General features: G+C 73.2%; 12 protein-coding genes. 11 read left to right on the top strand and 1 reads right to left on the bottom strand.

Translation table 11 applies throughout. From position 1 onward, the window contains the following. The first annotated feature begins 7 nt into the window (after nucleotides 1-7). From DBP14_RS14985 to DBP14_RS14940, 10 genes are read left to right on the top strand one after another with little or no spacing between them, the layout of a single operon-like run. Entirely contained in the window at nucleotides 8-1,111 is a 1,104-nt protein-coding gene (locus tag DBP14_RS14985) for an aminoglycoside phosphotransferase family protein (RefSeq protein ID WP_129307707.1), read from the top strand. Then, nucleotides 1,105-2,112 carry a T3SS effector HopA1 family protein gene (locus DBP14_RS14980; protein ID WP_129307706.1) on the top strand — a complete coding sequence of 336 codons (1,008 nt, stop codon included), beginning with the start codon at nucleotides 1,105-1,107 and terminating at the stop codon, nucleotides 2,110-2,112. The genes DBP14_RS14985 and DBP14_RS14980 overlap by 7 nt, the downstream gene beginning before the upstream one ends. Continuing rightward, nucleotides 2,109-3,035, top strand: coding sequence for a phosphotransferase (locus tag DBP14_RS14975; RefSeq protein ID WP_129307705.1), 927 nt, complete (start codon nucleotides 2,109-2,111; stop codon nucleotides 3,033-3,035). Before DBP14_RS14980 ends, DBP14_RS14975 begins: the two co-directional genes overlap by 4 nt. Beyond that, on the top strand, nucleotides 3,028-3,651 hold the full coding sequence (locus DBP14_RS14970) for a flavoprotein (protein ID WP_129307704.1): 624 nt from the start codon (nucleotides 3,028-3,030) through the stop codon (nucleotides 3,649-3,651). The genes DBP14_RS14975 and DBP14_RS14970 overlap by 8 nt, the downstream gene beginning before the upstream one ends. Then, nucleotides 3,644-4,867 carry a 50S ribosomal protein L11 methyltransferase gene (locus DBP14_RS14965; RefSeq protein ID WP_241740917.1) on the top strand — a complete coding sequence of 408 codons (1,224 nt, stop codon included), beginning with the start codon at nucleotides 3,644-3,646 and terminating at the stop codon, nucleotides 4,865-4,867. Before DBP14_RS14970 ends, DBP14_RS14965 begins: the two co-directional genes overlap by 8 nt. After that, nucleotides 4,864-6,222 carry a YcaO-like family protein gene (locus DBP14_RS14960; RefSeq protein WP_129307703.1) on the top strand — a complete coding sequence of 453 codons (1,359 nt, stop codon included), beginning with the start codon at nucleotides 4,864-4,866 and terminating at the stop codon, nucleotides 6,220-6,222. The genes DBP14_RS14965 and DBP14_RS14960 overlap by 4 nt, the downstream gene beginning before the upstream one ends. Beyond that, a complete protein-coding gene (locus tag DBP14_RS14955; protein ID WP_129307702.1) occupies nucleotides 6,219-6,875 on the top strand; it encodes a TfuA-like protein in 657 nt (218 codons plus the stop codon). The genes DBP14_RS14960 and DBP14_RS14955 overlap by 4 nt, the downstream gene beginning before the upstream one ends. Next, nucleotides 6,872-7,714, top strand: a complete 843-nt coding sequence (locus DBP14_RS14950; protein ID WP_129307701.1) for a phytanoyl-CoA dioxygenase family protein — start codon at nucleotides 6,872-6,874, stop codon at nucleotides 7,712-7,714. Before DBP14_RS14955 ends, DBP14_RS14950 begins: the two co-directional genes overlap by 4 nt. Continuing rightward, complete coding sequence (locus DBP14_RS14945) at nucleotides 7,704-8,381, top strand: C1 family peptidase (RefSeq protein ID WP_129307700.1); 678 nt, start codon at nucleotides 7,704-7,706, stop codon at nucleotides 8,379-8,381. Before DBP14_RS14950 ends, DBP14_RS14945 begins: the two co-directional genes overlap by 11 nt. 13 nt (nucleotides 8,382-8,394) lie before the next feature. After that, nucleotides 8,395-9,243, top strand: coding sequence for a hypothetical protein (locus DBP14_RS14940; protein ID WP_129307699.1), 849 nt, complete (start codon nucleotides 8,395-8,397; stop codon nucleotides 9,241-9,243). Between the two features lie 92 nt (nucleotides 9,244-9,335). Here the strand turns inward: DBP14_RS14940 and DBP14_RS14935 are convergent, their stop codons facing one another. Then, nucleotides 9,336-9,863 carry an ATP-binding protein gene (locus tag DBP14_RS14935; protein WP_241740916.1) on the bottom strand — a complete coding sequence of 176 codons (528 nt, stop codon included), beginning with the start codon at nucleotides 9,861-9,863 and terminating at the stop codon, nucleotides 9,336-9,338. Between the two features lie 154 nt (nucleotides 9,864-10,017). Here DBP14_RS14935 and DBP14_RS36860 point away from each other — a divergent pair, with 154 nt between their 5' ends. Beyond that, nucleotides 10,018-13,128, top strand: a complete 3,111-nt coding sequence (locus DBP14_RS36860; RefSeq protein ID WP_241740915.1) for a helix-turn-helix transcriptional regulator — start codon at nucleotides 10,018-10,020, stop codon at nucleotides 13,126-13,128. Nucleotides 13,129-13,480: the final 352 nt, after the last annotated feature.

Below are 13,480 nucleotides of genomic sequence, written 5' to 3'. Positions count from 1 at the left end.
ATCAGCGATGCCGTACCCGCCCCCGTATCCCGTGGAGCACCTGCTGCGGCGTCGCATGCACGGCATGGTCCTGCCGGGATTCGAGCGGATCTCGGAGCCGTCCGTCCCACGCGCGACGACGGACATTCATGAGGCGGCCGCTCTCGCCGTGGCCGGCCTGGGGGGCGGCTCCCACGGCTCGTCCGTCGTCTCCTGCACGCCCTGCGTGAGCCGCGGCGTCTCCGCGATCGTCGAGACCGACACCGGCATGCGCCTCTTCGTCAAGGCGCTGGGGCCCGGTGGATTCGGCTACGAGAACGAAGCGGTCGTTCTCGGCCTGCTCGGGGACGCCCGGAAGTCCGGAGTCCCGGTTCCGGCACCCGAGTTGCTGTTCTGGGACCCGGTCAGGCATGTGCTCGCCACGACGGAGGCGGGCCACTCGGCGTCCCTGGACGTGGTGTTGCGCGCAGCGGACGCCCGATCCGCCGCGACGGCGTCGAGTCTGGTGGGAGGCGCGCTGGCTACGGTGCACGCGGCGCGGATCGATGTCGGTCCGCTGGCGGCGGAGGGCAGGGTGCGGCCGTTTCCGCTCGATGACCTGGCCGACCTGACACCGAGTGAGCTCAGCAGCGGCGTCGGCGTCGACTTCGACGAGTTCGTCGCATGCGTCCAGTCGGTCTCGGCGGAGCTGGGGCGACTCAGGGAGGAGCGGTTCGAGCCCGTCCTCGTGCACGGGGACCTGCGGGCACCGAACATCCTCGTCGCGGAGAACGGTTGTGCGACAGCGGACGGCGCGACCTTCGTGGACTGGGAGCTCGCCGGCGCGGGTGACGCGGCGGCCGACGTCGGCACTGTCCTGGCCGAAAGCCTTGCCACGGACCTCGCGGTGCACGGCGACATCCGGACCGCGGGCGCCTGGAACAGGATCTTCCTCGCCGCCTACCAGGGGCGGTCGCCCATGGACGAGGAGTCGGTGCTCCGCTCGGTCCGGCACTGCGGCACGCAGTTGATCCGCACAACGCTCAGCAGACTGGAGCACCAGGGCACCCTCGGGCGGGCGGGACGCCTGCAGCTCATCCTCGGGTCGGCGATCCTGCGCGACCCGGCACGCTCGAAAGGGGTCGCATGGTGACGGACGCGGGCCACGGCGCCTTCCGCGACCGGTTACGCCTCATCTACGACGAGGTCCGGATCGACGACGGGACCATTGTCCATTCCAGGCTCGGCCGGTTGCGTGAATCGCCCGACATGGAGGCGAAGGGCGCTCCTCTGCTGAGCCACCTCTGGCGCCTGATCTACCTCTGCTACCACGCCGGCGACGAACGGGCGTCCAGGCTGCTGGTCGACGGGAGCAGGGCGACCACCCCGATCCACGGGTGGGAGGAACCTGAGGCGGTGGCCCGGATGGAGGCGGCCCACGCCAGCAGGTGGACCCTGTCGCGGGGCTGGACGGTCGTCGACCGCGGCGCGGTGATCCGCGCCACCCGCTCCGGCGTCCACCTCCTGTGCCGCCCCCAGGAGGTCGACGGCGACCAGGCAGACGGCGACGGGCAGGTCGCACTGCGCATGCCCGCGACCCAGCGCTACACGTTGTCCGGCTGGCTGGTGCTGCACGGTGAACTCGGCAGCGGCCGGCCGGACCACGTCTTCGTCAGGCACTACCTGTCGCTTCACGATGTGGGCAGCGCCGCCCGCGCCATCCGCACCCTGTCGGCGAAGCTGAACCAGGCGCGGGTGCGTCACCACATCAAGGTCGCCAACAACGCCATGAGCCTGCGCCGGAGGGACGCCTTCATCCTCTACTCGGAGGAGCCCAGCGCACCCCTGGTGGAGCCGGTCGTGCGCGATGTGGTGGAGAGCGGGCTGGTGGACGCGTCGTACACGATGCCGCTGTTCGCCGAACAGGTCCTGCCCGGTTGGTCGACGGCCGTGGAGTCACGGCATCAGGACCCCAGCCTGTCCTACGGCCAGGCGTGCGCGCGTGCCACGAGCCTCGGGGTGATCGAGGCGGGTGAGCGGGGCGCACGGACGTTCGCCGACTGGTACGCGGCCGTGAGTGAGCAGTTCGAGGCGTCGGGCATCGGCCCGTCGCCGTCGCCGTCGCCGTCGCACCGTCCGGGCGGCGCGCCGTGACGGCCGTACCGGACACCACGGCCCTCCGGTGGCACCGGGACCAGGTGTACGTGGTGCGCACGCTGCCCGGGGCCGACGGTTTCAGGGCCTGCTTGAAGGACCTCGGCAGGCAGCCGGCGGAGTACCAGTGGATGCATCTGCGTACGTCTGCCGCGCCGGCCGCCTCCCGCGCCGGCATCGACCGGCTGGCGCGGATCCTTCCCCCGCTGGGTGTCGACGTCCGGCTGCCCTCGAGGAGCTTCGACCTGTCCCTGTGGGGCGGCCTGCCCAGGTCCGGGCTGCTGTTCGACGTCCTGTTCGGAAACGAGATGCCCGGGATGCCGACGCTGACCGCGATGTCGGCGCGACTGGGCCGGGCGCTGGCACGCCTCCACCAGACGCGCGCCGGGACCGGGGACGTCCCCGGACTGCCGGGGCCTGCCTGGGCCCGCCCGTGGGGGGACCACGACGCGTACGCGCGGCACACGGACGTCATCCGGGCCGGCCTGTCCGCCGGGCTGCCGGTGGAGCGGGCGTCCTGGACCAGGCGGAGTTCGCTCGTGCATGGCCGCCCGGGCGCCGGTGACATCGTGCCGGGGGAACCGTGCACCGTCCTCGGCTGGGAAGAAGCCGGTGTCGGCAACCCCGTCGCCGACCTCGGGTGCCTGCTCGGCGATTACGCCGAGGCGGTGGCGGTCGCGCCGGACGAGCGAGCGGGCCTGCTGCGCGAGGCGATCGGCGCCCTGACCGACGCGTACCGCGCCGCGCATCCGGCGCCCGCCGACGCACCCGGCGGCGACGAGGTCATGGGCTGGTTGGTGGAGCGCGTCGCCCACCACCTCGCCCTGTCCGCCGTGTTCCGCGGTGACGAGGCGTCCGCCTACAAACTCGCCAAACGAGTCCAGGGGGTTCTGCCCTCGGTGAAGGGAGCCGTCGATGGCTGAGTACGACGCCGCGGCCCAGGGCCTGGCCCGCCTGACCCTGACGATGTGCCTCTCCGGCTCGGTCTCCAGCGTGGCCGGGCCCCACATGGCCGCGTGGCTCTCGTCCGCCGGAGTGGGCCGGCTGCACGTGGCCCTCACGCCGTCCGCCCAGCAGTTCGTCACCACGAACAGTCTCCGGCCGTTCGTCAACGGCAGCGTGCTGACGGACGAGAGCTCCTGGTCCGCCGGAGGAGCGCCCGCCGGGGGAGCATCCGCCGGGGGAGCCCCCCACGTCCGGATCGCGGCGGAGAGCGACGCGGTCGTCGTGGCCCCCGCGACGGCTGCCACGCTGGGAAAGCTGGCGAACGGCATCTGCGACAACATCGTGACGCAGATCGTGATGGCCGCCGAGTGCCCGGTGATCCTGGCCCCGGTCATGAACCCCGCCATGCTCGCCAAGCCCGCCGTCCGCAGAAACCTCGACGTGCTCAGGGCCGACGGCTTCGTCGTCGCCGAGCCCGGCCAGGGCGTGAACGCGACGAACGGCCGCTGGGAGGCCGGGAGCATGGCCGATTTCCGTTCAGTGTTCGCCGTGGCCCTGAAGTCCGCGGCGGAAAGGAAGAGCGCGAGTGACTGAAAGCCTCAGCCCCGACACGGTCATGTACCGGCGCCCCGACGTCCTGCTGGAGATCGACACGAGCAACAACTGCAAGGTGCACGTCGACGGCCGGACCCTCTCCTTCGGTCACGCCGCCGTCGGTCTCGTCGACGTCCTGCACAGGCCCCTGACGGTCTCCGAGGCGGTGCGGCGCGTGCGCTCGCGCACGGGGGGCCAACTGGACACCAGGGACGTGATGACCGATCTCGTCGGTCTCGTCAACGCCGGGATCCTGGGCACCCGGCCGCGGCCCGGGTTCAGCCCGCGGCCGTGGCCGGCCGGCGGGTACGACTCCGCCTACGTGCACCTGCGGATCCTCAACGACCGGCGCCGCAAGGGCGCTTTCGTCGCCGCGGTCCGCGAGACAGTTCGGCCGGGAGACGTCGTGCTCGACCTCGGGTCGGGGTCCGGCATCCTCGCCGTCGCCGCCGCTCAGGCCGGCGCCAGGAAGGTCTACGCCGTCGAACCCTCGGGAATGATCGGCCTGTCCGAGGCCGTCGCGGAGGCCAACGGTGTGGCCGGCCGCATCGAGTTCATCCGGGACTGGTCGACGCGCATCGAACTGCCCGAGAAGGCGAGCGTCCTCACCACGGACCTGGTGGGCAACGAACCGCTGGACATGAAGATCTGGGAGACGCTCACCGACGCGCGTCAGCGGCATCTGCGCGACGACGCCCGCATGGTTCCCGCGTCGTTCAGGAGCACGGCACGGTTCTACCGCGTCCCCGGCCCCTACCTGTCGGCCCACCGCGGCGAGCCGGCGGACGTGGCCGCCTGGAACGACTGGTACGGGATCGACTTCGCACCGCTGGTCGACCAGGACGACCGGGCGTGGATCGGAACGTACGAGCGGCCCGAAGTCATCCGCGACTGGCCGACCGCGTCGGACGAGGTCGAGGTGTACGAGTGCGACCTCGCGACCGACGTCAAGCCCTTCGAGGTCGTCACGGCGCCGGTGGACGTCGAGGCGGGCGCCAACGCCGTCGTCCTGTCCTACCGGGCCCGGCTCGGTGCGAGCACCGAGTTCGACGCCGATCCGCGAAAGGGCGGCGCCGACAGCCACTGGTACACGGCGGTGTGGCTGGCGGGCCGGGCCGCCGAACCCGTCGGGCCCCGGGCGCGGATCGAGTACAGGTACCGGGGAGACGGTTCGAGCGGGCTCCAGGTCCGCCGGGCGGGGAGGCGGGAACAGTGAAACTGCGGAACTCGGTGCCGAAGGTCGCTGGTGGCGGCCCCCACCGCGAAAGGACCACGGAGGACACCTGGCGCACCATCCAGCCGTACCTGCGGCGCATCGGCGTCACGCGGGTGGCCGACATCACCGGGCTCGACCGGATCGGGATCCCCGTCTACAACGCGATCGTTCCCAGGTCGAGTGACCTGATATCCGTGTACAACGGCAAGGGGGCCTCCCATCTGGACGCGAAGACCTCAGCCGTCATGGAGGCGGTGGAGCGGTTCGCCGCCTGGCAGCCGCGGACACCGGACGTCGTCGGCTCGGTGGACGACCTCAGCCGCGACGGCATACGCATGGTGCGTCCGGACTCGGTCAACATCGAGCGCTTCAAGCACTACCGTGACCACTTCCCGATCTCCTGGGTCATGGGTACCGAGCTGATCAGCGGCGACGACATCGCCGTGCCGCAGTACCTCGCCGGCTACTACCAGTCCTTCCACGAGACACCGCCCTTCCCCATCTGCACCACCAACGGGATCGCGTCGGGGAACTCGGTCGAGGAGGCGACCTGTCACGCCCTGTGCGAGCTGATCGAACGCGACGACTGGACCATGGCGGAGGTGATCAGCAACCGCCTCAGCCGCGCGGTGACCAAGGGCACGGTCGCGCCGGGCATCCCGGAGACCGTCGAGCAGTGGTTCATGGAACGCAACAAGTCCATCGACCAGGAGACGCTGCCCGCCCCGCACCGCCGGCTCATCGAGCGGTATCGGGCCGCCGGGCTGTCGGTGGAGCTCAAGAGCATCATGTCGCGCAACGGGATTCCGAGCTTCCTCTGTGTCGTATCGGAAGACCTCGGGTCGACCTTCTCCCGGAGCCACCAGGGCCTCGGCACCCATCCCGACCGTGACGTGGCCGCGCTGCGGGCGCTGAGCGAGGCGGCGCAGAGCAGGGTCGTGGACATCCAGGCGATGCGCGAGGACATCAGCCTGCCGGACGAGGACGTGCCCAAGTACATGCTCCACATCAAGCGCAGCGCGGCGTTCAACCCGCAGGCGTGGGCCAACTACCGGACCCGGCGGCAGACCGACTTCCAGTCACTGCCGACGTACCTGTCGGCGGACGTCATGGAGGACACCCGGCGGATGATCGGCAACCTCCGGGCGACCGGCATCGAGGAGGTGGCGGTCGTGGACCTGTCCCCGAAGTGGCTGCCGGTCTCCGTGGTCCGGGTGGTCGTGCCCGGCATCGAGTCCTGGGCGATTGACCGGGGCCGTCTCGGATTCCGTGCGGCAGCCGTGTGGCAGGAGAACCTGGGACTCCTGCGGGACGCCCTCGCGGAGGCCGCGAACCGGCAGGAGGCGCTGCGATGAGGATCGTGGTCTTCGTCGGACCGAGTGTCGAGCGGGACGTCCTCGAACGGATCCTTCCCGACGCGGACTTCCTCCCGCCGATCGAGCGGGGCGACATCGACAGGCTGCTCGCCGAGCCGGTGGCGCCCGACGTCATCGGCGTCGTCGACGGGAAGTTCCTGCACGCGATGTCGATCTCGCCCAAGGAGATCCTGAAGGCGCTCGCGCGGGACATCCCCGTGTTCGGATCGTCGAGCATGGGCGCCCTGCGAGCCGCGGAACTCGATCTCTACGGCATGACCGGGGTGGGGAAGATCTACGCGTCGTACGCCAGTGGCGCCCTGGACGCGGACGACGAGGTGGCCATCACCTTCGACCCCGAGTCCCTGCGCGCGCTGTGCGTTCCGATGGTGAACATCCGCACGTCGGTCGAGGAACTCCGGGAGTCGGGCCGTATCACCGCCGGGGAGGCGAGCGACGTGCTGGACACGGCCAAGAGCATGTACTTCCCCGAACGGAGTCATTCGAACATCCGTCTGGCGCTGCGGCGTGACGGGTGGTCGGCGGAGCGGGCCGCCGAAGTCCAGGAACTCCTGGAGGGGTCGACCGACCAGAAGCGGGCGGACGCGATCGAACTCGCCAACCGGATACGTGACCTGGCAGCGGCCTCATGACGGCCGTGCGGAAGTCGTTCGTGGAGCGGGGATGGCACCTGCCGGACCGGCGGCTGCCCGGCGGGACGGTCACGGCGGTGCGGGACGCCGTGCTCGGCCACCTCGACGCGGCGGAACGTGCCGGCGGCGCGGCGCGGGCCTGGGCGGCGTTCCCCAAACCGCACCTCGTCCTCCCCGCGGTCGTGGAGCTCGCCGACCGCCCCGAGATCACGGAATCGGTGCGTGACGTGCTCGGGGCGGCCTTCGGCATCTGGAGTTCCGCGATCTTCGTGTCGCCACCGGGCACCGGGACCGGCTTCGGCTGGCACCAGGACGCGCTCAGCTACGACCTCGACGGCGACGGGGGCCGGGCCCTGCGGGTCTGGGTCGCGCTGACGCCGGCCACGCGGGAGAACGGGACGATGTGGTTCGCCGACGGCTCCCACCGGTGGGGAACCCTCGACCACGACCTCGACGACCCCGACCGAGGCCGGTCACTGAGCCCGGACCGCGTACCCGGCGAGAAGTTCCCGGTGCTGCTCGACGAGGGCGGGTTCAGCATGCACGACCTGCGGCTGGCGCATTCGTCGGGGCGGAACACGACAGACCGGCCCAGGATCAACGTGGCTGTGGATTACGTCGCCCCGGAGGCGGTGCCCGGAGCCGGCTGCGCGGGCGTACTGCCCCTGACAGCGGGCTTCCGGGCCCCCTGGCGCACGGAGCCCGATCCGCGGAACTCGGACGCGGCACGGACTCGCAGGGCATGCGTCACGGAGTCCGCCCGACGCCTGCGCAGTGCGCTGGACCTGGCCGCCAGGGACGGCCTGACGCTGGCGCTCGGGCCCGCCGATGACGCGTGACGAGACGACCGGCTCGATCGACCTCGGCCGGGAGTTCGGTCCCGTCCTCGATCAAGGGCCCGAACCCCTGTGTGCGCCGGCCGTCGTCGCGGGACTGCTGTGGGCTCACGACATCGCCGTGTGCGTCCCGTGTCTGGGGCGCATGGGCGCCGCCCCGGAAGACTCCGGAGCCGGCCGAACGGTCGCTTCGTGCCTTTCCGCCGTAGAGAGGTCGGGTGCGCCGCCGGCCGACGGGACGCCGGACCACTCGGCGCACGTACCCGCGTCGGCCGTCCGGCTCCGCTGGAGCGCTGTGGACGGCGCGGGCTGGAGCGCGGGTGGAAAGCTCGGCCACATCGAGTCCGCGCTGGGAGCCGGCCATCCGGTCGCGTTGCAGATCGGCCTGTACGGCAGCGCTGTCGTGCGCAGCGGGACCGGCTGGCTGGGCATGCCCGAGACCGGCGAGGACAGGGCCGGGCTGCACGCGGTCCTGTGTGTCGGAATCGTCCGCCATGGCCCGCGTTCGGGGCTGATCGTCAAGAATAGTTGGGGTGCTGACTGGGGATCGGGTGGTTATGGGATCGTTTCCATGGGCGTGCTGGACCTGCCCGAGACCGGCAGGTTCGTCACGGTCACCGGCGCCTGCTCAGCTCATGGACAGCCCGTAGGCCTGAAGTACCCGACATGAACGGAGGGATGCCGTGACTTCTGGGAAGCGGGTGCGTGCCGCGCTTCGATTCGTGACCCCGGCAGTCGTCCTGGCGAACGCGTTACTCGTGGTGACGGGCGTGTTCGACATCGGGCGCGCCGTGCTCGTGGCTCTGGGGATGGAGGTGCTCCTCGCCGTCGTCACCGTGGTGCTGCTCGTGGCGGCGGGCACCACGTACCGCAGGCGCCGGGAACTCGGCGACGGCCGCGGCCAAGCCCTCGGAGCCGCCGCGCAGGAGGTCCTTCCGCCGCCGCTGTGGTCGCTGGCCAAGCACGAACTCGCCATCCTGAGCGCGCTGGGCCTGGTGCTGCGACGCAGGATCGACGCGCCCGAGGGAGCGGCGACCTTCGGATACGGGAAGTCGCAGGCCCCGCTGTTCTACGGGCTGGCGAGCATCTCCCTGCTGGAGATCGTCCTGTTCGAGTGGCTCATTCCGTGGCCGTGGCTGAAGCTCACGATCGCGGTGTTGTCGGTCTACGGGGCCGTCTGGGTGTTCGCCTTCTACCAGTTGATGCGGCGCAAACCGCACTACCTCACCGAGCGGACGCTCGCGGTGCGGTGCGGGGCCATCGTCCGGCTCGACGTGCCGCTGGACGCGATCGACTCCGTCCGGAGCCAGATGGAGAACTGGGGCAATCGCTTCTACGAGGCCACCGACGACCAGGTCGTCGCGATCAAGCCCGCCGGTTACACGAACGTGCGGCTCCGGCTGAACCGTCCGGTGGAGACCCGGACCGGCCGCGGTTCGCTCAGCGGCACGTCCGTCTGCCTGGCCGCCGACGATCCGGACCTGCTCGTGTCGAGCCTCCGCGAACAGCTGGTCGACCAGGCGGCCGGCTGAACCGGACTCGCCGGCGCGGGCCTCCGCGTGGCCGGGAAGGCCGCAGAAGTGGGCGAACCGCTTCCACGCGCTGCTGCCCGGCCGCCGCGCGCTCAGAGGGCGACGACGGCCCGCATCACCGTGCCGGTGGCGGTGCGTTCGACCGTGGTGTCGACCGCGTACGCGTCCACCAGGGTCAGGCCGCGGCCGAACGCGGCGTGCAGGTCGGCGGGCTCGCAGCGGGGGGCCGGGCGCTCCCGCCACTGACCGTTGTCCCGCACACGCACCGTCAGCGCCGTGTCGTCGATCTCCAGCAGCAGGGCGACGTCCGCGCCCCCGCTGTGCAGTACGGCGTTGGCGGCCAGCTCCGTGACGATCACCCCGAGCGCCTCCTCGGCCTGCTCGGGCAGCCGGCGGCTGCGCGCCACCGTCCGCGCCAGCCGGCGCAGCGCCGGAACGGACTCCGGGCGGGCGGGCATCGTGACGGCGGCCAGCAGGCGTCCGGGCCGGAACGGGACCTCCTCGCGCGGGCGGCCGCTCAGCGGGGCGCCGATGCCGAGGGCGGTGTCTGCCGGGACGCAGGCGCCGTCGGGCATGCCGTGGCGGTCCGTGAGGGGGCTCGGACAGGTGGTCTCGTTCATTGTCAGGACTCCTGTCCTGCGCAGCCGGCTGGGGGCGGTGACGGCCCCCGCCGGCCTGAGGGGCCGGGAGGCCTTGACCCGTCCCACGCTCCCCGTGACGCTCGCGGGGCGGCAAGCAGGAGAGACTGATTACGGATACTCAAAGAATCGGGACATGCCGGATACCAGGGTGACGGTGACGCACGTGGCCGAACTGACCGAGAACGCGCTGCGCGGGCTGCTGGCCCGCGGGCTGGCCGAGGGGGAGGGTACGGGGCCCGTCCTGCTGATCGTCGAAGGCGCGGCCGGCACCGGCAAGACCAGGCTGCTGAACCGCCTGCTCTCCGGCCTGCCGGTACCGGCCCGCACGAGCGCCGCCGCCCTTCTCGCCACAGCTGATCCAGCGGGCCGGGGGACGGGTCCAGACCCCGATTCGGGATCCGGCTCGGGTCTCGGGCTGGATGCCGGTTCTGGTCTCGGTCCAGGCTCCGGTTCCGGCCACGGTCTCGGGCCGGGCCCTGCTCCCGGCCCCGGCCCCAATTCGGGCCCCGGTCCCGCTCCCGGCCCCGGTCCCGCTCCCGGCCCCGGCCCCGGCCCCAATTCGGGCCCCGGTCCCGCTCCCGGCCCCGGCCCCAATTCAGCCCCCGGCCCCGCTCCCGGTCCGAGCACCACCGGCGCCGGCCCCCGCCCCGCCCCCCTCCTCCTCGCCGTAGAGGACGTCCACCGGGCCGGTGAGGACGAGGTCGCCGCCCTTCGCACCCTGCTCGCCGCGCCGCCCGCGCGGTTCGCCTGCGTGCTCACTCACCGTCCGGAGGAACTCGCCGAGCCGGGGCTGGTCCTCGGCCCGCGGACCGGGTTCCCGGCCGCGCTCACCGTCGTACGGCAGACGCTCGGCCCCCTCGACCGGGCCGCCGTCGGCCGGTTCGCCGCCGCCGTGCTGGGGGCGGGACACTGCACGGCCGATCTGGTCACCGCGCTGCACCAGGCCTCCGGGGGCAACGCCCAGACCGTCTCCGACCTGCTGGAGCTGCTCGCCGCGCACACCGCCGGGCGTCCCGAGGCGCAGCCTGGACCGGGCGACCTGGAGCGGATCGGCGTACCGCCCCGGCTCGCGGCGCTCACCCTGCGCCGTACCGCCGGCGTACCCGAGGCGCACCGGCCCGTCGTGTTCGCCGCCGCCGTTCTGGACCGGCCCGCGACCGCGCGCGAGCTGACCGCCGTCGCCGGACTGTCCGAGCCCCTCGGCAGGGCCGCGCTGCTCGCCGCGTTGCGCGGTGCCGCGCTGTGCGAGCACGGCGTCGGCAGGTACGGCTTCGCCGCGCCGCTCGCCGCCGCCGCCGTACGCCGGGAGCTGCCCGGCCCGGTGCGGGAGGCCCTGCACGGGCGGGCCGCCGCGCTGCTGGCCGGACAGCAGCCGGTGCCGTGGGAGCGGCTGGCCGCGCACCGGCGGGCCTGCGGTGACCAGCGGGGCTGGCTGCGTGCCGTGGAGCGGGCCGCGCAGGAGTTCGCCGACACGGGCGAGATCCAGCGCGCGGTACGGCTCCTGGAGGACGCGCTGTCCGGCGGCGAGGTTCCCGCGCACGCCCGCTCCCGGCTCGCCACCTTGCTCGCCCGCAGCGCCGTCATGGGCCTGCGCTCCGACCAGACGCTGGAAGTCCTGCAGAACATCGTCGCCGGCGCCGACCTCCCGCCGACCGTGCGCGGCGAGATCCGGCTCGACCTCGGGCTGCTGCTGTGCAACCAGATGGGCCGCATCCTGGAGGGCCAGGCCGAGCTGATCCGGGCCGTCGACGACCTGGCCGGGCAGCCGGTGCCGCTGGCCCGGGCGATGTCCGCGCTGTCCATGCCCTACTGGCCGGGCATGCCGCTCGCCGACAACATCGCCTGGCTGGAGCGCGCGGTGACCGTGGCCGCCGAGTCCGGGGACCCCGTCGTGCAGGCCGCCGTCGCCGCCAACCAGGTCAGTGTGCTGCTCAACATCGGCGACCCGGCGGCCTGGCCGCTCATCGACGCCCTGCCTCGGGACAGCGAGCTGCTCGGCGCCCGCCAGCAGGCCTCCCGCGGACTGTGCAACGCCGCCGACGCGGCCGCCTGGCTCGGGCACTACCGGCAGTGCCGGGCCCTGCTGGACGAGGGCGTCGCGCTCGCCGCCCGCAACGGCGCCGCGTACGCCGAGCAGACCGGCCGCGGCGCCATCCTCGTGCTGGACTGGGCCACCGGCCGCTGGGCCGGGCTCGCCGCGCGGGCCCGCGCCCTGGTCGACGAGGTCGGCGACATGGCCTCCGGCGCCGACGCCCGGATGGTCCTCGGCCTCCTCGCCCTCGCCCGGGGCGAGTGGGCCGACACCACCGAACACCTGACTGGCCCCGACTCCCTCGACCGGGACAGCGGCCCTGTCCCCCTCTCCGCCACCGCCTCGGGCGCCCTGATCCGGCTCGCCCTCGCCCGCGACGAGACCGGCCCCGCCGTCGCCGAGGCCGACGCCGCCTGGCAGCGGCTGCGCGCCAAGGGCGGCACCTGGGCCTGGGGCGCCGACCTCGCGCCCTGGGCGGTCGAGGCGACCGCGCGGGCCGGGAACGTCTCCGGGGCCCGCGAGATGACCGCCGAGTTCGCCGCCGGGCTGGAGGACCGTGACGCGCCGTCCGCCGACGCCGCGCTGGAGTGGACCCGGGGTGTCCTCGCCGAGCACACCGGCGACCCGGCCGCCGCCGTCCGGCACTACGCGGCCGCGGCCGAGGCGTACGCCGCCATGCCCCGCCTCTACCACGCGGCCCTCACCGCGGCCGCCGCCGCCCGCTGCGCGCTCGCGCTCGGCATCGACCCCGGCCTCGACGGTCCGCTCCACACGCTCCGCACGCTCCACCCGCTCCACCCCGGCCCGGATCGCGGCCCGGATCGCGGGCCGGGCTTCGGACCGGGCCGCCGTGCGGACACCGGGCCCGCCGTCGCCGCGCTCGCCGACTGCGCCGACCGGTTCGAGGCGCTCGGCGCCACCTGGGACGCCGCCCGGACCCGTGCCGACCTGCGCGCGCACAGCCCGGCCGAGGAACGGCGGGCGCCCGGTCGGCCCGGTTACGGCGACCTCCTCTCCCCACGCGAGGCGGAGGTCGCCGAACTCGCGGGCGCCGGCATGACCAACCGGGAGATCGCGGCCGCCCTGCACCTCTCGCCGCGCACCGTGGAACAGCACGTGGCCCGGGCCCTGCGGAAGACCGGCGCGCACTCCAGGCAGCAGCTCTCCTCGGCGCACCGCGCGGCGGCTCCCGCCGAACCGGCTGCGGACTGAGCCGAACGGGGGGAGCGGGGGAGCAACGAGTCGACCCATGGCCCGTGGCCGGGAGGGGGACCGGGAGTGGGGCCGGCAGCGGGGCCGGGAATTAAATACGTATCCGTGGTCGGCCCGACCCGGCTTGAGCCCTACCCCGTCGCCGTTGCAGGCTCCCTCCGGGCGGCGTCGCGCCCCATCCCTGCGGCGCCGCAACGGGCCCCGGCACCGCGGTGCCCCGCGCGGGCGCGGAGCCGGCCGCCGCTCCGACCATGACGGCCCGGCCCGCGCCCACCCGTACCGGTCCCGGGCCGCCCGGACGACCCTGACGACGATCCGGACGACCCGGACCGGTACCGGTCACCGCAGGCTT

The organism is Streptomyces sp. L2, assembly GCF_004124325.1.
Lineage (GTDB): Bacteria > Actinomycetota > Actinomycetes > Streptomycetales > Streptomycetaceae > Streptomyces.
This window is presented reverse-complemented; position numbering and strand designations above follow the sequence as displayed.

Coding starts and splice junctions, on each gene's coding strand:
- DBP14_RS14985 (WP_129307707.1), top strand. CDS start 8: ATGCCGTACCCGCCCCCGTATCCCGTGGAGCACCTGCTGCGGCGTCGC.
- DBP14_RS14980 (WP_129307706.1), top strand. CDS start 1,105: ATGGTGACGGACGCGGGCCACGGCGCCTTCCGCGACCGGTTACGCCTC.
- DBP14_RS14970 (WP_129307704.1), top strand. CDS start 3,028: ATGGCTGAGTACGACGCCGCGGCCCAGGGCCTGGCCCGCCTGACCCTG.
- DBP14_RS14955 (WP_129307702.1), top strand. CDS start 6,219: ATGAGGATCGTGGTCTTCGTCGGACCGAGTGTCGAGCGGGACGTCCTC.
- DBP14_RS14950 (WP_129307701.1), top strand. CDS start 6,872: ATGACGGCCGTGCGGAAGTCGTTCGTGGAGCGGGGATGGCACCTGCCG.
- DBP14_RS14945 (WP_129307700.1), top strand. CDS start 7,704: ATGACGCGTGACGAGACGACCGGCTCGATCGACCTCGGCCGGGAGTTC.
- DBP14_RS14935 (WP_241740916.1), bottom strand. CDS start 9,863: ATGAACGAGACCACCTGTCCGAGCCCCCTCACGGACCGCCACGGCATG.
- DBP14_RS36860 (WP_241740915.1), top strand. CDS start 10,018: ATGCCGGATACCAGGGTGACGGTGACGCACGTGGCCGAACTGACCGAG.